Origin of the sequence: Methanosarcina sp., assembly GCF_049706645.1 — an archaeon.
Classification (GTDB): Archaea; Halobacteriota; Methanosarcinia; order Methanosarcinales; family Methanosarcinaceae; genus Methanosarcina.
This window is the reverse complement of sequence record NZ_JBNAKP010000015.1, coordinates 169,484-188,373: the sequence shown is the minus strand read 5'-3', so window position 1 is coordinate 188,373 and position 18,890 is coordinate 169,484. Positions and strand designations below refer to the sequence as shown.

Below are 18,890 nucleotides of genomic sequence, written 5' to 3'. Positions count from 1 at the left end.
TGGCTTTTATTCGAGTCGAATTAAACTCAACTCAGGTTTGATTATTAAGCCTTGATTAAGTTGTTTGTTAAACTTAAATTAAGCTTACCGATCAGGCTTGAGCAGAATCCCAGACTTAAGCAGGCCGAATCCCAGGCTTAAGCAGGTTTTCTTGGTAAGCTCTGGAGCAGGTTTTTTCAATATAAGCTTCAATCAGTGTAAATAAGCTTCAATCAGTCTAAAGCCCGCGAACCTTACTTGTTGACCACAACCGTCTTTATATTCACAAATGCTTTAAGCCCATAATGGGAAAGTTCTCTCCCGATTCCGGATTTCTTTACCCCGCCAAAAGGCAGCCTCGGATCGGATTTGACCATTCCGTTGATAGTCACAAATCCGGATTTTATTCTTTTTGCCAGCCTCTGGGCTCTTTCAAGGTCTCTGGACCATATCTCGGCTCCGAGCCCGAATTCTGTTGAGTTTGCGATTTTCACGGCTTCATCCTCGTCCTTTGCCGTGATCACCGGCGCAATGGGCCCGAAAACCTCTATATTGCAAACCTTCATGTCGGTACTGGCTGCAGGGATAAGGGTCGGCCTGAAGAAGAAACCCTTATTATGTTCTTCTCCGTAAACATGGGGCTCGGCACCTTTCTTTTTTGCGTCTTTCAGGACCCTTTCAAGGCTATCGAGAAATTCTTTCTTTGCAATCGGCCCGATATCGGTTTCCTCATCCATAGGGTCCCCGATTTTCAGTTCCTGCATTTCAAGTTCAAATGCCTCGATAAAATCCACAACAACGTCTTCTGCGACAATAAACCGCTTGGCAGCAATACAGCTCTGTCCGGTATTGAGAAATCGGGACTTCACCGCGATCTGCGCAGCCCTCTCGATGTCGGCATCCTCAAGCACTATGAAAGGGTCCGAGCCCCCCAGTTCCAGTACGAGAGGCTTGATCAATCCCCCGGCAAGCTCCCCTATTTCCGAGCCTGCGGCTATGCTGCCGGTAAGTGAAACTCCATCTACCATTTCTTCTTCAATAATTTCCATTGCAGTCTTCGAGTCAATTAACAGGGTATTGAAAACGTTTTCCGGAAACCCGGCCTCAAGAAAAACTTTTTCAATCTCCAGCGCCGACCCCGGCACATTCGAAGCGTGCTTGATTACGCATACATTTCCTGCACACATTGCAGGTACCGCAAACCTGAAGACCTGCCAGAACGGGAAATTCCAGGGCATAATCCCGAAAATCACTCCCAGGGGCTCAAAAGTCACATAGCTTTTTTCAGCCCCTGTGTCCACAAGCTCGTCATTCAGGAAACCGGCCGCGTTTTCCGCGTAATAATCGCAGAGCCATGCACATTTTTCAATCTCGCCCCTTGACTGCCTGATAGGTTTTCCCATTTCCTTCGTAATAATTTCGGCATATATTTCGATATTTCGTCGAAGGACCTCCCCGGCCCTTGAAAAGTATTTTGCCCTTTCCTCAACAGACAATGAACTCCACCCGGAAAAAGCAGCCCTGGAATTTTCAATCCTGGCCTCGCATTCCCCGAAAGAAAATGAGTCATATGTCCAGTTTACCTCTTCAGTATAAGGATTAACGGATTTTATTTTCATGACTTCCCCCCGAAAAGTCATTTAAGAGTCATTAAACAATATTGGAATTCCCGGTATTATAACTTAAGGAAATCGAGCAGAAAATAAAGATTCTGCAAAAGTTCTCAATTTGAGGCTATTGAGAAGATCCGGTAAGAGAGAAATCTCCTGACTTATGACCAGATTTTCGTCGTTTAAGAAGAATAATGTTCAGAATCTAGCAGTAATTGTTATAAAACCCCAATATCAATTATAAAGCATCTATTATAAAACACATTAATTAAGTGGAGGGAAAATATGAGAAAAGCACTCGTCATGTTGATAGTGTTGTTAGGCGTATTCCTTGCAATAGGATGCGCTGGTGAGGAGGGTGAGGCTCCGGAAGCAGGAACTCCAGCTGAGGAAATAGAAGATGTAACTCCAGCTGCAGAAGGCACTCCAGCGCAGGTAGTAACTGAAGTTGAGGCTGTAACGGTAGTTGAAGTCGTAACTCCAGTTGAAGAAGTAGTAGTCGAAACTCCAGTTGTAGCAGAGACTCCAGTTGTAGCAGTAACTCCGGCTGAAGAAGAAGCTGAAACTGAAATGGAAACTGTAACTGAAGAAGAAGCTGAAGAAGAAGCTGAAACCGTAGAAGAAACTCCAGCTGCAGACACCACGGACGAGAACGGTGGAGTGATCAGAGTAACTCCCAACAGGTAACTAAATAGTAACTGGTAGATATGGGCAGGCAATCCAGTAACTTTGAGTCAAAGCTAATTTATTATGCTATCGGCAATGATAGGGATTCTGCCCATAATACAAAACTTTTAAAGTACAAGCTGTAGCGTAAATTTTATTTTACAACATAAGCTTTAAATACATTGAAGCGTAGCTGCGGCACTTTAGTCATGCAACAGGAAGACAAATTATCTGAATCAACTGAATCAAACTACCTGAACCAAATATCCAGTCCGCATTTGCCAGAGAAGGCATATCAGGAGTGTCTGGAAATCTAGCTTTAAGGAGAGAGCCTTTTAAAAATAGCTTCACTTCTTAGAGAAAATTTGTCTGTTTTGAGCCATCCTGTTCTGAGTTATCCCGTTTTAGATTATCCCGTTTTAGATTATCCCCTTCTAAATTATGCTGTTCTTAGCCTTTTTACCGATTGAACTGCTTTTATTGAGTAATAAGCCATCGTATATGAAGGATAATTGCGCAGTAATGTCATTCAGAATTCTTATTTCGTATACTTTAAAATGACTTGTTTCGCAATTTAGAGAAAGAGGAAATTTAAAAAAAGGAAAATCTTTAAATTTATTCCATTTACTGTCGTAATAGAGGTATAACATCGGATAAAGTTATAAAAGTAACTGTGTTTAGAATCTGGTAGGAACTATTATAAAATCAAGATATTAATTATAAAGCACCTTATTTTTATGGGGGGAAAGAATGAGAAGAGAACTTGCAGTTTTCATAGTTTTACTCAGCATATTCCTGGCAATAGGCTGTGCAGATACAGGTGATGAAGGTGAAGCCGATGAAGGAGTAACTCCGGCTGAAGAAGTCGACGAAGAGGCACCGGAAGCAGGTGAAGGCGGAGCAAATGTAGAGCGGATAACGCCAGCCGAAGAGCCTGTCGTTCCAGCCGAAGAACCTGCAGCTCCAGTAGAGGAAGAAACGCCTGAACTTCCAATCGGCAGCGGCGAGAATATTGAAGTGGCAATCGAGGATAATGCCTTTAACCCGGCCACAGTCAATATCTCCACAGGTGATACCGTAAGATGGACTAACCTTGATACAGCTTCCCATACCGTCACAGGCACGGGGGCCAGTTTCGGGTCTGAGGTCCTGAACGAGGGAGATTCATACGAGTTCCTGTTTACCGATGCGGGCACCTATGACTATTACTGTTCCATCCATCCTGAAATGAGAGGAACTGTAGTAGTTGAGGAAGAAGCCGATTAAAGGCTTTACTTCGGGGTAGGTAATAAAAAAGATAAAAATTGATGAAAATCTGTATTTAAAAAAATCTTTTAAAAACAATTTTCTATTTTTAAAGCCGCGTTAAATTGGAACTTTATCAGTTGATTTAACCATTTTTTAATTGTATAAATTTTAACGCCAATCTGTAAAACCGCTTCAAAGGGATTCTTTTATTTTCAGAATTACAGTCGCGTTTTGCTTTAAAACTAATTGTCTAAAGAGATTTAACTCCTATCTAACGAAATAAAACCCAGAAAAGCCTCTATTACGCTTTCGGCTTCTTTTCCGGTTTTTGCAAGCAAATTCCTAGCCCCTGGGCACCTTCAAGGAGCTTGATCACGAGAGGCGAAACCCTACTATGCGAATCAGATCTTCCACATCATCAGGCGAGCGAGCATATCCCGTAGCAGGAAGCCCGACTTCCATACTGGAAAGTAATTGCAAAGCTCGCAGTTTATCCCTTGAGCTGGAGATTGCCACGGATTCGTTCACGCAAAAAACTCCCATTAATTCGAACTGCCTCACCACTGCAGTCCCGTAGAATGTAATCGAGGCCCCAATTCTTGGGATAATGGCATCAAAATCACAAAGGTTATTTCCCCTGTAACGGATCATGGGATTGGATGAGGTAATATTCATATAGCAGCGCATTGTCTCGATTACCTGCATGGTATGCCCTCTTTTTCTTCCTGCCTCCACAAAACGACAAGTGGAGTATGATTTTTTTTCCTGCGACGGATTCCTATTTTCACGCTAAACCCTCCCCCTTCGGGCCGCTTGATCTAAAAAAATGAAAATGAAGAACGTTAAATGAAAAAAGGTAAAATCCTGAATAAGAAACAGGCTGCTTGATTTGAAATTCGGTTACTGGATGTCTCCCCCTACATCGGCATACCTGGGATCAATTTCTACAGCTTTTCTGTATGCCTCTTCAGCCTCTTCTTCCCGCCCGAGGAAACTCAGGCAGACAGCTTTCCCGAACCATGAGTCTGCAGCCTCAGGACTAAGTTTGAGTGCCTGCTCATAGATCTCCAGAGCTTCTTCGAAGCGTTTGAGCTGGGCGAGTACGAAACCCAGACTGGAATAGGCCTCGAAATACTCAGGGTCCAGCTGTGTGGCTTTCCTGTATGCTTCGACGGTTTCCTCAAATCTCTGCATCTGGCTGAGGGTAAAGCCTTTATTATACCAGACATCGGCATTTTCGGCGTTGATTTCAATTGCTTTGTCAAAGGCTTTAATTGCCTCGTCATACTTTTCAAGGTTTTCGAGGTCTATCCCCATATTATTCCAGGCGTCATCGTTCTCAGGATCCAGTTCCACAGCCTTCTCATACGCTTTCAGAGCCTGCCTGTAACTGCCAAGACTGTCCAGGTCCACGCCTTTATAGTACCAGGCTTCAAGGAAGTTAGGGTCAAGTTCGAGTGCCTTATCGTAAGCGAGAATTGCTTCGTCATAGTTGCCCATTTGCCCGAGAGCTATACCTTTTCCTACCCAGGCTTCTTTATATTCGGGATTTTCCTCAAGGACTTTTTCATAGGCTTCGATAGCTGCCTCGTAATCACCAGCCTGGCTCAGGTTCAGGGCTTTTCCATACCATGCATTGGGATAGTCCGGCCTGAGCTCAAGGGCTTTTTCATAGGCTTTAACAGCTTCGTTGTGCTTTCCAGCCTGGGAAAAGGAAAAAGCCATATTATTCCAGAGGTCCGGGTCCTCAGGATTGATCTTGATAGCTTTTTCATAGAGCTCGAGAGCTTCTTCGTATCTTCCAAGGGTCTCAAGAACCGCAGCCTTATTGTTTAAAAGGTAGATGTTACTCGGGTCCTTATCGATTGCTTTATCAAAAGCTATCACTGCTTCATTAAATTTGCCAAGCCTGAGAAAGTCAAGTCCGCATTCGTTAAGTTCGGCTGCAAGGACTTCGTTACTGGCTTCCTGCTTACCTACATCCCCCGAATCACTCAGAACATACATGTCTTCGGAAACCGGCCCTTCTTCAGATTTCTCTTCCCCGCCTTCTTTTGTGAAGGTTTTATCTTTTGGTTCGTCGGAACTCATATCAAAATTTCCTGTTCTGCCTTTTATAGTAGACCCTGCGGATTCTTAAGTGCCCGCGTTCGGTATTTACTTAAATCTGTTGTTCGTTTATGATCTATACATCTGTCCTTTATGGCTTTTATAGCCTCTCCCCGAAAAACCCTGGGAAAAGTTCCGAAAAAGAGAACAGAGAGAGAAAAAGCAATATCTATAAAGTTCAGAAAAACAGGCAGGTCCGGAAAAAATGGAAGAACTTGAGACAAGCAGGAACGGAATTCGGAAAAATACGGATCCTGGAGACCTGAAAGCCGTGCTTTTTGATATGGACAACACCCTTTTTGACTTCGTAGCCGCAAAACTCGAAGCTTGCAGGGAGATTCTCTCATATATCGGGAGGGAAAAAGGAGATATTGCCAGGGAACCTTCTGAGCTTTTCGGGTATTTCCTGAGAGGAACTTACGGTTTTGAAGACTACGAAAATATTCGAGACTATATGCAGGAAAGAAACCTTTTTACAGCTCAGGGCTACAGGGAGTGCTGTGAGATATATGAAAGGGAAAAACTGCAAAACCTTGAACTCTATCCAGCTGTAATGGATACTCTTGATAAGCTTAAGGGGCTGGGCTTAAAGCTTGCAGTTATAACGGATGCAGATAGGAATCATGCTCTGGCAAGGCTTACAAAAGTCGGGCTCCTGAATTACTTCGACCTTCTCGTGGCTGCGGATATGACAGGTACACAAAAACCAGATCCTGCACACTTTCTTTTTGCGCTTGAAGCTATCGGGATAAAGCCAGGAGAAACCCTGGTAGTAGGAGACAGTATCAAAAGGGATATGGCACCTGCCCGCAAACTCGGATTGAAAACCGCATATGCTTCCTACGGAGACTGGAGACCTGGAGAAGAAACGGATCAGTGCTTTGATTTCAGGCTCAATACATTTTCGGATTTGCTTGAAATATCCGGACTTTGAGAAGGCTTGAATGAAAACGATGAACGCCTGTAGAACACCTATACTAAGAGATACTTATAATTCCCAGGCCCTATCCGGCGTGATCAACCGGCGCAACGGTTGCGGCCCAACGGTTGCGGCCCAACGGTTGCGTTTGAGCGAAAAACTGGGCTTTGAGAAGGCGTGAAATTAAGTTTGGAACCTGTAAGCCAGATACATCAGCAGAAAAGAAAACTTTCGGAGAAAAGGAAACTTTTGGCCGCCAGTCTGAAAATCCCGGAAAGGAATTTTCCGCTAACGGCTTTTTCTGGCTCTGGGTCTTTAACACTTATGGAAAAACTTGAAGTCTGGCTACTTAAAGGAGATCGGAATATATCGGATTTATATCGACTGCCCTTTCGTAGGCTTCCATTGCTTTCTGATGTTTCTTAATCCTGTCGTATACAATACCTTTACCAATCCAGGCTTTTGTAAAACTGGGATTGATATCGATAGCTCTCTCAAAAGCTTGAAGTGCCTCTTTATATTTTTCCAGGTCTCTCAGGGCAATTCCCTTATTATACCAGAACCGGGCATTCTCGGGATTTGTTTTTATCTTGGTGTCAAAAACCTCCACGGCTTTTTCAATATAAAGTCTTGCCTCGTCGTGCTTTCCAAGCAAGCGGAGAGCCACACCCTTGTTATAAAGGGCTTTCCCGTTCGCAGGGTTTAATTCAAGAGCCCTGTTAAACGCGCTAATAGCCTCTTCAAAACTCTTTACCTTGCAAAGCCCCATGCCTTTCTTGCACCATTCGCTTGCGCTCATGGAGCCCATGTCGTAATTCTTTTCATAAAGGCGGATAGCCTTCTCAAAATCATCCATAGCGTCTTCGTATGCCCTCATTTCCCTCAGAGCCATTCCCCGCCTGTACCAGACTTCAGGGTCCTCAGGAGCGAGATATATAGCCCGGTAGTAAGCATCCAGAGCTTCTTTATACTGCATTAGACCTATAAGAAGTTCAGCTTTGGAATACCAGGTCTTCGCATCCGCGGGATTGATCTCAAGGGACCTGTTAAGAGCATCGAGAGCTTCATCATATTTGAAAAGGCTTTTCAGGACCATCCCTTTGCTAAACAGGATTTTTGCATTGTCAGGGCTTATTTCCAGAGCTTTGTTGTATGCATCCAGAGCTTCTGCGAATCGTCTAAGCTCATGGAGTGCAACACCTTTATTGTACCACTCGTTCGAAGTCATCACTCAACCACACCTTTTTTCGATTACGTTTTTCCACCTTTTACCACATCTACTCTAGCAATAATAATAATATATGCCTTCAGAGCGTTAAATCAATTTTGTACTTTAGCTTCGTATCAAAAATAAGGACGTTATCTACAGCTTCACATTATGACTTACGTTTTGAGGACATATTTACTAGGACATATTTACAGTTACACATGATAACGTATGTTTTGCTCTTTTTTAAGGATTTTGAAATATTTCTATACTTTATTATTTTAAAAATAGAGTTTTCAAAGTACGGACAAAAATTAGATAAGGTAAAACAACTTTATATTATGTTCTTTCAAATTATTATTCTAATTAATAAAAATATATTTATTTTAGTCTTGAGTTCTTCCTCTCTTTCTCTATATAATCCATAATTTTGCCCTGACCTGGAAATAATTGATCCATAAAATAAAATCGGAAAAATTCGGTAAGTTCGATTTCGGTAAAAGTTGGAACTCCCTCCTCTCACGGCCTGTCAGAAGTCTGATTATTAGCTTTTCACATTGAGAACTTGAGGATCTCCTAAAGTTAGGAGACTTAGTTTAGGACCAGAGACTTAGTTCAGGATCGGGTTCTTCTCTTCATAGCTTTTAATCTCCTGAAAGCGTATTCTAAAGATCTTTGCAAAAATAATAGATATGAGTATCATGAGGATTCCGGCAAGTTAACTAAATTAATAAATGCAGTTTAAGAAACTCTTAAAGCATTTACAGAAATATCTAATAAAGTATCTAATAAAAACATTTAATAAAGAAATTAATAAAGGCTTTAGTAAACTTAATAAATGTTTTAGTAAAGATGTTTAATAAAGACATATAAGAATCTTCTGACATGCCTAGAAAGATAAAAAATTTTTGAAGGGATGCCCTAAAAAGATTTGGCTTTTCAGAGCAGTTTTTCCAGTTTGCAAAGCCTTAGAGTACAAGAAGTTAATTTCCTGCTATAAACCGACTTTCGATTTACATATGAGCGCGCCTTAAGATCATCCCCACTCTGGCTCTCAGTTCCACGGGGTTGAAAGGCGTAGTAACGTAGTCATCGACTCCCGATTCAAAAGCTTTAACCCGATTTTTCACCCCGCCTCTGTCACTGAGCACCATCACCGGGATCCACCAGTACCTTGAACTGGTTCTAAGCTGCTTGCATATTTTAAAACCTTCAAGATCTGCAAGCCCGGTATCCAGCAGGACAAGGTCGGGTTTTTCACTCTTTACGACTTCAAGTGCTGAAAAGCCGCCAGGAACTTTGACAACATTATAATTTTCAGCCTCAAGCGTGGCCTTAATATTGGGGGCACTGCTTCCATCACCCATAATCAGGATTTTCTGCCTTGTATCTTTGAAATTTGCAATGCGGGTTTTTACCAGTTCCTCCGGAACTGAAAGAGTAGAGGCAATATCCCTTTCAGTTATTTCAGGCTGTGCTTCAATCAATTTCAAAATCTCATGATCAAGATTTTTATTATCCATCACCCTCCATCACCATACAGTATACATTTTCTTAGGTATTAAACATTTCTCAAATTCTTTGGAACAGACGGTAATTTAAATTTAATACAGTACAAAGGGAACAGAGTTATCCAAATATTTAGAAGAATTTTTATGTATCGCCGGCTTAACCAATAAGCAGATAAGTTTATAACCGTAAATAGCAAGTTAATATTGGAAATAAGAATCACTTACGGAGAACAGCCACCTCTGAGATGATAACAATGGACCCACTGGAAAAAATCTTCGGAAAAACCGCACAAATGACAGTACTCAAGAACCTGATCGAACACCAGAACGAATCAACCTACCTATCGGGGATAGCTGAAGAAACTGGCCTGTCTCACTCCAGCGTATCAAGGGTTATTACCCCTCTGATTGCGTCAGGCATTGTCATAGAAAAACCCCTGGGAAAGCAAATCCGGACTTTCCAGCTCAATATGGACAGCGAGGCAACACGGCTGATTATAGATTTCTACAACAAAATCAACCAGATGCTGGAATAAATCTGAAGAAGCAGGAGCGCGAAAAAACAGAAAATAAGGGGCAGAACAGGTTTACTGTCCCGTCTTTTAAAATTTACAAACAATTAAATTTTAAGGCAATTTCAGCCGGAAAACCCTGATTCGGATGGCTTTCATGCAGTATCTTTTTTGAAGCTTTCTATGTACTCATTTGCAGCAGTAGCTGCGAGTGCCCCATCTCTAACGGCTGCCACAAGCTGCCAGATCGGTGTGTCTCGGCAGTCTCCCACAGCATAAATCCCTTTCTGTGAGGTTTCAAGAAAGCGATCTGTCCTGATAAAACCCTCTTCATCCTTTTCCACATCAATGATTTCAGTGTTCGGATGGATGCCCACGTAAATAAAAACACCATCCGTAGCAAGTTCGTGATTTTCTCCGGTTTTGAGATCCTTAAAGATTACTTTCTCGACCCTTCGAATATTTCCGCTGCTCCCTATTATTTCCAGGATACAGGAATTGAAAATGAACTCAATATTCGGAGTCGCAAAAGCCCTGTCTTGAAGAATTTTTGCAGCTCTCAACCGGTCCCTCCTGTGAATAATGTACACCTTCCGGGCAATCTTTGAAAGGAGAAGGGCATCCGTAATTGCCGAGTTGCCGCCTCCGACCACTATAACGGTTTTGTTTCTAAAAAAAGGCCCGTCACAAATGGCGCAGTAGGAAACCCCTTTACTGATGAACTCTTTTTCTCCAGGTACGTTCAGATGTTTGGGATTTGCGCCTGTAGCAATTATGACAGCTTTTGATTCAAGGTCTCCACTGTCCGTAGAGATTATTTTTCTATTCCCTTCAGCGTGAACAGAAAGGACTTCGGTTATCTTTGTTTCTACCCCGGCTTCCTGAGCATGGCTTTTATATTTTTCCATCAACTCAAGCCCTGAAATCGCTGGAAAGCCAGGGTAATTTTCCACTACATCCGCAAGCGCAATCTGGCCGCTAATTTCGCTTCTTTCAAGAATCAGAGTGTTAAGTCCGAAACGTACGGCATAGATGCCGGCTGCGAGCCCTCCAGGCCCCCCTCCTATGATAATCAGATCGTACATACTTGCCTCCTGGGAAAAACAGTTTCAGAAAAAATACACATTTTTGAAATTAACTCAGCTAACAAGGGCTATAGCATCGGCTTTTTTCGGAAGGCCTGTAAAAGCCAACTCCCCATCAATAATAGTCGTAGGAACCCCTACTATGCCGTATTTATCTATCAGTGCCTGGCCCTCCGGAGTTTCCACGTCTATTTCCTCGTATTCAAAGTCATACTCGGATTTCAAATCTTTCCAGAGTCTACGAGTTGCCGGACAGGCAGTACACCAGCTGGCGTGAATGAGCGTAACTTTAACCATTATAAAACCCCTCTAAAAACTGCAGTCATAAGCCATTGTAGTATTAATTTCCAGATATAAATAAGTTAAGCGTGCCCGTAAATTAAGAAAATAAAGACTTATTATTACCCGGATCTATCCTAACAAAAAGCTTTAAGCCAGGAAGGCTTTAAAGCGGTTATGCTTACATTTATAGGCCTGGGCCTTTTTGACGAATATGACATTTCTTTAAAGGGTCTTGAGGCTGTCAGGGAAGCTGACCTGGTTTATGCGGAGTTCTATACATCCTGTCTTATGGGTACGAACCTTGAAAAAATGGAGGAACTCTACGGAAAGAAAGTTTTTTTGCTTTCAAGAGAGGATGTGGAGCAGCATCCTGACTGGCTCAACGAGGCAAGAGATAGGAAACTCTGCTTCCTGACTGGCGGAGATACAATGGTCTCCACAACCCATGTAGATTTGCGCCTGAGAGCTGAAAAGCTGGGAATCGAGACCCGCCTGATTCACGGGGCTTCCATTGCCTCGGCTGTTTCAGGGCTTACAGGACTGCAAAACTATCGTTTCGGGAAATCTGCAAGCATTCCTCACCCCTATGAAAGCAGGAGAGGCACAAGAGTAATCTCGGAAACCCCTTACGATATTATAAAGCAAAACTCGGAACTTGGCCTGCATACTCTGGTCTTCCTGGATATAGATCAGGAAAAAGGCTACATGACTGTAAATACTGCACTTGAACTTCTCCTGGAGGTTGAGGAAAAAAGGGGAGAAGGGGTTATGCACGGAACTGCTGCAGTAGGAATAGCCAGGGCAGGCTCGGAAAAACCGATCGTAAAAGCGGGCTATGCAGAAAACTTAAAAGACTTCGATTTTGGAAAACCTCTCCATATCCTTGTAATCCCCGGAAAACTGCACTTTCTTGAGGCTGAGGCTCTTGTGAAACTCGCAGGAGGCCCAATAGGATTTATGAAAGAAGTGGAGTAAACCACAAAGAAATAGGGTAAAGAGAGAATAATATTGCTAAGATATCTCCGGTGATCAAAATGCCTGCCGATCTGGATGAAAAAGTCAAAAGATACGAAGACATGTTAGAAAGAGCACTCCAGAAAGCTAAATATGCTCCAATCCAGGGATCCCATATGTATGCAGTTGCAAAGGATTATTATACGATGGCAGAAGCCTATTATAAAGATGGGGTATATTTTCTGGAGAATAAAGACCCTGTAAATGCTCTGGCCTCTTTCAGCTATGGTCATGCCTGGCTTGATGCGGGAGCAAAACTAGGGGTTTTTGCAGTCGATGATGAAACACTTTTTACTATATAAAGCAGGAAAATGAGATAAAGTCGAAAAAAAGGTCAGAAATGCCCGAACTCTGATATAAGGGAGAAAGCGTACAGACCTTAATTGGAAGGATTAAAGTTACAGGGCTAAAAATTAAAAACTTAACTGAAAAACCATATAAAAGTAAATATAATACTATTCCATTTGAAGCAGAAACAATTTATATACTTTATTCTATCCTTTAGGTTCTGTAAAAAACTTTCCCTGATCGGGAAATCTTCTTGAAAAATGCATATAACTGAATAATTATGGTGGACGATAATGAAGAACTTCCATGTGGTACTTGAAGCAGCTTGGTTGGTTAGAGATGTAAAGACGGCTGATGATGCTATAGGGGTCGCGATTTCGGAGGCTGGAAAACGCCTGAACCCTAAACTGGATTTTGTAGAGGTTGACGTGGGAACTACGTCCTGCCCGGTGTGCGGTGAGCCTTTCAGCAGTGTTTTCATAGCAGCAAACACCGCTCTTGTAGGCCTTATTTTTGAGATGAAGGTTTTTGACGCCGAGTCTGCCGAACATGCAGAAAGGATCGCAAAATCCGTTATAGGGAAATCCCTCAGGGACATTCCGTTGACAGTTGTTGAAGTGACCGAATTCGAAAGGTCAGCCGAGAAGGGCGAACAGCAACAGAAGAGTAAAACAGGCAAATAAACAGTTTTTTCCCCAGGACCTGTCAGGAACAGAAAAGAGATTCTGCTGCGGCTAGTTATGTCTCTGGTTTTTGTTCAGGCCTGACTTGAAGAGACGCACGGCTAAAAATAGGCCTTCGGTGAGAAAAGATGCTTATCATTTAATAGAAGCCAGCAAAAAGCAAGTTTTATCTTTCCGGCAGGCTTGACTTTAAAGTCGTATCCAGAACAAAGACCCCGGGCTTTTTTACAACCCACGAAAAAAGAGGACACTGCATGGACAGAGTAATTTCCATCGTAGGGCATACTGCCCTTGATTACATCGTAGATGTTGAAAAAATCGCAGGAAAAAACGAATCGTCCCCTGTTATTGATTATGAAGAATATCCTGGCGGAGGAGCTGCCAATATTGCGGTTGCCATTGCAAAGCTTGGAGGAAAGAGCCAGCTGATTTCCCCTGTAGGTACGGATTTTTCAAGCTCAGGATATGAAAAACTCCTTACAGAGGCCTGTGTTGATCTCTCCCGGCTTTACAGGCTTGAGGATTGGAAAATTTCCAAGGCATTTATTTTTACGGACAGGGAAGACAACCAGACAACCTATTTTTACTGGGGAGCCTCTTCAAAATTCAAAGAATTGGAACCCGAACCTGCAGATTTTGTCCATCTTGCAACCGCAGACTCGGTCTATAATGCAAAGCTAGCACAGATTGCCGGCTTCGTATCCTTTGATCCTGGGCAGGATCTTATAACCTATTCAAAAGAAAAACTTGAGCTTATACTTGCCCATACTGATATCCTTTTCGCGAACCGGCACGAAATCAGGCGAGTTTCGGAAATGACCGGAAAGACTTTTTCCGAACTCAAGGCCATGATCGACATTATCGTTGTTACATACGATGCCGAGGGCAGCAGGATCTATAAAGGTGAAGAAGAATTCGCAATTCCTGTCATTTCGGTTAAAGCGGTAGATCCCACAGGCGCAGGAGACGCTTACAGGGCGGGTTTCCTGCTGGCTCTCACCAGAGGGCATTCGCTTTCCACATGTGGAAAAATAGGATCGACCGTAGCCTCTTTTGCCGTACAGACACGGGGCTGCCAGACAGGCCTTCCCACCTGGGAAGAAATGATAATTCGTTATGAGGCCAATTTCGGAAGGCTTGAGAAAGAGTGCTGAAATTGCGAATACCGAAGATATTATGATGAAAATTCAAAAAGTATATAAAATATTACATAATGATCCACGCATATAACCCCCGACGTACGAAAAAGATAGTAAAACAAAAAGGGATGCAGATGAAACTCGCAGCACTGGTTTCCGGTGGCAAGGACTCGATTTTTGCCATATATAAAGCCCTTCAGGAAGGGCATGAAGTCACCCACCTGATTAATATAATTCCCGCAAGGGACGATTCCTACATGTACCATTCCATCAACCTCCACATGGTAGAACTGATCTCTGCCGCCTGTGAAATCCCATTGATCCAGCAAGAGTCCAGCGGAATAAAGGAACTCGAACTGGATGACCTGACCCTTGCCCTCAAGAAAGTGGATGTAGATGGGGTATCCGTAGGCGCGATCGAATCTCAGTACCAGGCAGGTAGAGTGAAAAAGATCTGCGACTCCCTGGGGCTTAGGGTCTATACCCCTCTCTGGCACAGGGACCCTGAGGAATTGCTCAATGAGATGGCAAAAGTGCTCGACATCCGGATCGTCAGGGTCGCAGCTGACGGCCTAGATAAATCCTGGCTGGGCCGCCCTATAAACGTAAATTCGATCGAAAATCTCAAAGCCCTGAATAAACGGTACATGGTCCACATGGCCGGGGAAGGCGGGGAATACGAGACTGTTGTGCTTGACGCCCCTTTCTTTAAGAAGCGCATCGAGATTGTAAAAAGCGAGATTGAATGGCAGGGCGATACTGGCTCCTTAAAGATCCTGGAAGCAAAACTCGTTGACAAGAATTGATTATCAAAAAGGCTTCCTGAGAAAATATAAGCCTCAGGAAAAGGCTTTTATTTATTTCATGGTTTAGAAACACTGTAATTCTTCAAAGCAACGTGTTCTTACTTCATATTTTTTTATTTTTAACTGCTCTGTCGTTCATATGATTTTTAAGTTTATCATTAACATGGTTTTTCAAGCTTGAACCCGGATTTGCCATGTAAGTTCCGGTTTTAAATTAATGGCTAAAAAAGTATGAGTACGGGGGAAAACTTATATTAAATCGCAGTATATCCTTATTTTTATATAATATATTGCATATTTATGAGTGGGGCATCTGAGAAAAATCTTTTTCTGTTGTAAACCTCAGCCAACACTTACCCCCAACTCCCCACACTCCCAACACTCAGATGCCTTATCCCCAATACTATTTTTTAGTACCTTTTTCTAACATGGGTTTTCTAACTATTGTTTTATGAGCTTTTAACTATTGATTTATGGGTTTTCTAACTATTGTTTTATGGGTTTTCTAACTATTGTTTTTCAGGGATGTCTTCTCAACGTTGCTTTTCAATAACATTCTTTTCTGCAGCTCAGCCTGATTCTTTTTGTTTCCTATAAATAGCTCCGCCTGAAAAGAAGAATAAGCTAAAAAAGAAAGAATAATCGCAATAACGCAGGGCTGAGAAGCGATAGACAGGACTGAGCAGTTAAGTACAGGGTTAATAATTAAGATGACTAAAAAAGGTTTTAAGAGGATTTAAAAAGATTTAAGATGATTAAAAAAGAATTTCGGGGTAAGACCACCGAATTTATTGATTAATGTATTTTAAACCTGAAGTGACGACTTTAATATTTAACAAACCTTAGGGTTTAACGGTATCAATCAAATCCAGAATTCTCAGGGCAAGGTATGCACCGTTTGCACCATTATCGATCCCTACGCTTCCTACAGGCACTCCTGGAGGCATCTGGGCAATAGAGAGCAGGGCATCCAGTCCGCCGAGTTTGGCGCTTACAGGGACTCCTACCACAGGTCTCTTTGTTTTGGAAGCCACAACCCCTGGAAGGGCTGCCGATAAGCCTGCAATTGTAATAAAGACCTTTGCATCAGTGCTTGAGATGTAGCTGTCAAGTTCGTCGGGGTTCCTGTGAGCGGAAATAACCATGACTTCATACGTATATTTGCTCTTTTCTAGCACGGATATCGCACGATTGGCGATCGGCCTATCGGATTCGGAACCCATAATTACTGAGATATCAACCATTTTACGTTCTCCTGAGCAGTCAGGGCAGGCTTCCCTTGCCACTCAATTCATTCTGGCGTTCAATACTCATCCTTATAAGAATCTCAAAAATAGCTTTTATAGACCCCAAATCAAGGTTGAGTTCGGTTGCGGCATTTAAAGCTCTGTTGATTACAACCTCATTCTGCTTCTGGTCATTTATCGAAGTCCCATTTATTCTTTTTGACTCAAGTATTCTCTCAGCCAGACTTACTCTTCTATTAATGAGGGCAAGAATTTCCCTATCAATTTCTCCAATTTCTTTACGGACAGTCTCAAGTTCGCTCAAGTGAACCCCTCGTTTTATAAAGACATTGCATCTCTGTTATTTATAGAGGTTTCTATAACCCTGCCTTCTATCCCACAACTTTCCCAGGCCGACCTCAGTTCTTTTACCTGTTCGGCTCGCACAAGCGCCGCATAGGAAGGGCCTGTTCCGGAAAGACTCACTCCTTTTACCCCGCATTCAAGCGCTCGAAGCATATGTTCCGTATTAAAGCCAAGGGCCCCGCAGTAGAGGAAACCATTGAGCGTCATGGCTCGTTCATAATCACCTTCAAGAGCAAGTTCGTAAGCAATTTCCACGTACGGAGCTATAAGTCTTGAACGTTTTACATCCGTATTCGCACTGAAAGCTTTCCTCGCAGGCGCAAATATCAGGACTTTTGAGTCGAGTTCCTCGCGCCTGAGAAGTTTCATTTCCCGGTTATCGGTGACTACAATCCCTCCGAGAAAAGAAGCACACGCATCATCAAAAGCGCCTGTTATGGTAACTCCTGCTTCTTTTGCAGCCTTCACCCCGAGTTTTACAACCTCAAGAGGCGGGAGAGCCTCACCAATCGCACGCAGGGTTGCAAGCACTGAGGCATTTGCTGCGGCACTGCTGCTCTTGAGCCCGCCTGCCAGTGGGACTTCGCTTCTTGTGCTTACCGTACCTCCCAGCTTAAGCCCGAACCGCTCAAGGGTCATTTCAACGCAGCGCTCAATAAGACGGGTATCTCCTTCAGGCATCTCCTCGATGAAACCTGAAACTGCGGTCTCGCCTTCTGAAAGTTCGACCTTTGCAAAGGTCATTAAATCTATTCCGAATGCAGCACCCTTCCAGGTAGCTATTGCATTTATTATGGTTCCTGCTCCCGACGCGCAGGCGCGCCCTTCAAGTGTCATCAAGCCCAGAATGCGCTGTTCTTTAATATTTTTTGCTGCTTTTTATCACAGGATCTAAACTGTCCCTGGAATGCAGGGCTTAGCAATAGATTCATAAAAAAGCCGGAATCCACAAATATAAATAGTAAAATTGAATGACGTATATAGAAAAAGTAGTTCTAAGTATTATCAGGAACTACTATAAAATTATGAATAAATATTCCTAATTTCAGATTTAGCAGATTTAACCAAAAACGGGGAATCAATATCGAGACCAGGAAAGTACAGCAGACAGGCGGATCCACTTACATTATTTCCCTTCCGAAACAATGGGCTGAAAAAGTGGGAATCAAAACAGGCATGAGGGTTTCCCTCCAGGCACAGCCGGACGGAAAACTACTCATAAACCCAATTCTTGAAGGGCGGGCAGTCAAAACAAAAAAGATCGATGTGACAGGCTGCGGAGTTAAAGCTCTGGAGCGAGATATTATCGCTGCATATCTCCATGGATATGACAGGATCGAACTCTCCTCGAAAAGAATACTCGCCGAACAGAAGCAAACAATTCGGAGGGTCTGCTACAAACTCATAGGCCCGGAAATTACTGAAGAAAGCTCGAACTGCGTGGTTATCCAGGATCTCCTTAACCCGAATGAACTTCCGATTAAAAAAGGTGTACAGAGGATGTTCCTTATTGCGGGGTCCATGCAAAAGGATGCCGTAAGGGCTCTTAAAACTATTGATTACGACCTTGCACTTGATGTAAGCCAGAGAGATGATGAGGTTGACAGGCTATATCTCCTAATCTCCAAGCAGTTCCGCTCTATTCTCTGCGGAGGGGGAATGCCGGATTCCGCAGAAACCAATATAGAAGAATACCATGAGTTTAGAATGGCGGCAAGCCCGCTGGAAAGAATAGCCGACCATGCACAGAAAATAGCAAATGTTGCCTCAAAATTGCAACAGCCTGTTAGTGATAAGGTGACGGAAGAGCTCGAAAAACTCAACAACGCTTATATAGAACTGGTGAAGCTCTCAATTGAGGCCCTCTTCAATGCCGATACCTCTCTTGCCAATCAGGTAATAGATGGTGTTGACAATATGCGCACGTGGGTAGAGGAACTGCATGCATCTATTCTGGAACTGGAGTCCCATGAGACCATGATTTTATTAGGGACCGTTGTAGACAGCCTGGCCAGAATAGGAGACCTTAGCTCCAATATAGCCGAAATTGCCATAAACACGGCAATCCGGGACCGATGATCAAAACTCTGCCGGAGAAACCGGAAACGCTTCCCAACCTGAAAAGGTAAAATAACCTCCTTTTTCAAGCAAAATACCCCGGGAGCAATAAAAAAATTAAATATATAGCTAGGCTCTTAAATCCGAGATAATAGATTTACCTTTCAATGCCCTGAGCTATT

General features: G+C 43.0%; 20 protein-coding genes and 1 pseudogene. 11 read left to right on the top strand and 10 right to left on the bottom strand.

Features of this window, described 5'->3' with window-relative positions:
- Positions 1-233: 233 nt before the first annotated feature.
- On the bottom strand, positions 234-1,598 hold the full coding sequence (locus tag ACPK8D_RS06695) for an NAD-dependent succinate-semialdehyde dehydrogenase (RefSeq protein WP_424717064.1): 1,365 nt from the start codon (positions 1,596-1,598) through the stop codon (positions 234-236).
- Positions 1,599-1,874: 276 nt separating this feature from the next.
- Here ACPK8D_RS06695 and ACPK8D_RS06690 point away from each other — a divergent pair, with 276 nt between their 5' ends.
- Together ACPK8D_RS06690 and ACPK8D_RS06685 are read left to right on the top strand one after the other, a co-directional pair.
- A complete protein-coding gene (locus tag ACPK8D_RS06690) occupies positions 1,875-2,276 on the top strand; it encodes a hypothetical protein (protein WP_424717063.1) in 402 nt (133 codons plus the stop codon).
- Between the two features lie 729 nt (positions 2,277-3,005).
- Positions 3,006-3,521, top strand: a complete 516-nt coding sequence (locus ACPK8D_RS06685; protein WP_424717062.1) for a cupredoxin domain-containing protein — start codon at positions 3,006-3,008, stop codon at positions 3,519-3,521.
- A gap of 266 nt (positions 3,522-3,787) precedes the next feature.
- On the opposite strand, the pseudogene ACPK8D_RS06680 reads toward ACPK8D_RS06685, so the two are convergent.
- Both ACPK8D_RS06680 and ACPK8D_RS06675 read right to left on the bottom strand, forming a co-directional pair.
- Positions 3,788-4,238: pseudogene (locus ACPK8D_RS06680) on the bottom strand (30S ribosomal protein S6--L-glutamate ligase); the annotation flags it as partial.
- A gap of 165 nt (positions 4,239-4,403) precedes the next feature.
- The gene (locus ACPK8D_RS06675; RefSeq protein WP_424717061.1) at positions 4,404-5,594 is read right to left on the bottom strand and encodes a tetratricopeptide repeat protein; all 1,191 of its coding nucleotides are present in this window, start codon (positions 5,592-5,594) and stop codon (positions 4,404-4,406) included.
- 223 nt (positions 5,595-5,817) lie between these two features.
- Between ACPK8D_RS06675 and ACPK8D_RS06670 the strand changes: the two genes are divergently transcribed.
- A complete protein-coding gene (locus tag ACPK8D_RS06670) occupies positions 5,818-6,546 on the top strand; it encodes an HAD family hydrolase (RefSeq protein ID WP_424717060.1) in 729 nt (242 codons plus the stop codon).
- Positions 6,547-6,556: 10 nt separating this feature from the next.
- Entirely contained in the window at positions 6,557-6,712 is a 156-nt protein-coding gene (locus ACPK8D_RS06665) for a hypothetical protein (RefSeq protein ID WP_424717059.1), read from the top strand.
- A 168-nt stretch (positions 6,713-6,880) separates the two neighbouring features.
- On the opposite strand, the gene ACPK8D_RS06660 is transcribed toward ACPK8D_RS06665, so the two are convergent.
- Positions 6,881-7,759, bottom strand: a complete 879-nt coding sequence (locus ACPK8D_RS06660; protein WP_424717058.1) for a tetratricopeptide repeat protein — start codon at positions 7,757-7,759, stop codon at positions 6,881-6,883.
- 992 nt (positions 7,760-8,751) lie between these two features.
- On the bottom strand, positions 8,752-9,261 hold the full coding sequence (locus tag ACPK8D_RS06655; protein ID WP_424717057.1) for a response regulator transcription factor: 510 nt from the start codon (positions 9,259-9,261) through the stop codon (positions 8,752-8,754).
- 242 nt (positions 9,262-9,503) lie between these two features.
- Here ACPK8D_RS06655 and ACPK8D_RS06650 point away from each other — a divergent pair, with 242 nt between their 5' ends.
- Positions 9,504-9,785 carry a MarR family transcriptional regulator gene (locus ACPK8D_RS06650; protein ID WP_424717156.1) on the top strand — a complete coding sequence of 94 codons (282 nt, stop codon included), beginning with the start codon at positions 9,504-9,506 and terminating at the stop codon, positions 9,783-9,785.
- A 131-nt stretch (positions 9,786-9,916) separates the two neighbouring features.
- On the opposite strand, the gene trxB is transcribed toward ACPK8D_RS06650, so the two are convergent.
- Positions 9,917-10,846 carry a thioredoxin-disulfide reductase gene (trxB, locus tag ACPK8D_RS06645; protein ID WP_424717056.1) on the bottom strand — a complete coding sequence of 310 codons (930 nt, stop codon included), beginning with the start codon at positions 10,844-10,846 and terminating at the stop codon, positions 9,917-9,919.
- A gap of 54 nt (positions 10,847-10,900) precedes the next feature.
- Positions 10,901-11,143, bottom strand: a complete 243-nt coding sequence (locus ACPK8D_RS06640; RefSeq protein WP_424717055.1) for a glutaredoxin family protein — start codon at positions 11,141-11,143, stop codon at positions 10,901-10,903.
- Between the two features lie 159 nt (positions 11,144-11,302).
- Here ACPK8D_RS06640 and dph5 point away from each other — a divergent pair, with 159 nt between their 5' ends.
- The 5 genes from dph5 (at position 11,303) to ACPK8D_RS06615 (ending at position 15,058) form a co-directional block, all read left to right on the top strand.
- On the top strand, positions 11,303-12,103 hold the full coding sequence (gene dph5, locus ACPK8D_RS06635; RefSeq protein ID WP_424717054.1) for a diphthine synthase: 801 nt from the start codon (positions 11,303-11,305) through the stop codon (positions 12,101-12,103).
- 59 nt (positions 12,104-12,162) lie between these two features.
- The gene (locus tag ACPK8D_RS06630; RefSeq protein ID WP_424717053.1) at positions 12,163-12,444 is read left to right on the top strand and encodes a DUF357 domain-containing protein; all 282 of its coding nucleotides are present in this window, start codon (positions 12,163-12,165) and stop codon (positions 12,442-12,444) included.
- A 279-nt stretch (positions 12,445-12,723) separates the two neighbouring features.
- Positions 12,724-13,113: a DUF555 domain-containing protein gene (locus tag ACPK8D_RS06625; RefSeq protein WP_424717052.1), complete on the top strand. Its 390-nt coding sequence runs from the start codon at positions 12,724-12,726 to the stop codon at positions 13,111-13,113.
- Positions 13,114-13,367: 254 nt separating this feature from the next.
- Positions 13,368-14,267 (top strand): carbohydrate kinase family protein, encoded by a 900-nt coding sequence (locus ACPK8D_RS06620; protein WP_424717051.1) that lies wholly within the window; start codon positions 13,368-13,370, stop codon positions 14,265-14,267.
- A gap of 119 nt (positions 14,268-14,386) precedes the next feature.
- Positions 14,387-15,058 carry a diphthine--ammonia ligase gene (locus ACPK8D_RS06615; protein ID WP_424717050.1) on the top strand — a complete coding sequence of 224 codons (672 nt, stop codon included), beginning with the start codon at positions 14,387-14,389 and terminating at the stop codon, positions 15,056-15,058.
- 842 nt (positions 15,059-15,900) lie between these two features.
- Here ACPK8D_RS06615 and ACPK8D_RS06610 read toward each other — a convergent pair.
- The 3 genes from ACPK8D_RS06610 to ACPK8D_RS06600 are packed head-to-tail and all read right to left on the bottom strand — an operon-like array spanning position 15,901 to position 17,487.
- A complete protein-coding gene (locus ACPK8D_RS06610; RefSeq protein WP_424717049.1) occupies positions 15,901-16,302 on the bottom strand; it encodes a 5-(carboxyamino)imidazole ribonucleotide mutase in 402 nt (133 codons plus the stop codon).
- A 19-nt stretch (positions 16,303-16,321) separates the two neighbouring features.
- A complete protein-coding gene (locus ACPK8D_RS06605; protein WP_424717048.1) occupies positions 16,322-16,609 on the bottom strand; it encodes a chorismate mutase in 288 nt (95 codons plus the stop codon).
- 14 nt (positions 16,610-16,623) lie between these two features.
- Complete coding sequence (locus ACPK8D_RS06600) at positions 16,624-17,487, bottom strand: shikimate kinase (protein ID WP_424717047.1); 864 nt, start codon at positions 17,485-17,487, stop codon at positions 16,624-16,626.
- Between the two features lie 246 nt (positions 17,488-17,733).
- Here ACPK8D_RS06600 and ACPK8D_RS06595 point away from each other — a divergent pair, with 246 nt between their 5' ends.
- On the top strand, positions 17,734-18,729 hold the full coding sequence (locus tag ACPK8D_RS06595) for a PhoU domain-containing protein (RefSeq protein ID WP_424717155.1): 996 nt from the start codon (positions 17,734-17,736) through the stop codon (positions 18,727-18,729).
- Positions 18,730-18,890: the final 161 nt, after the last annotated feature.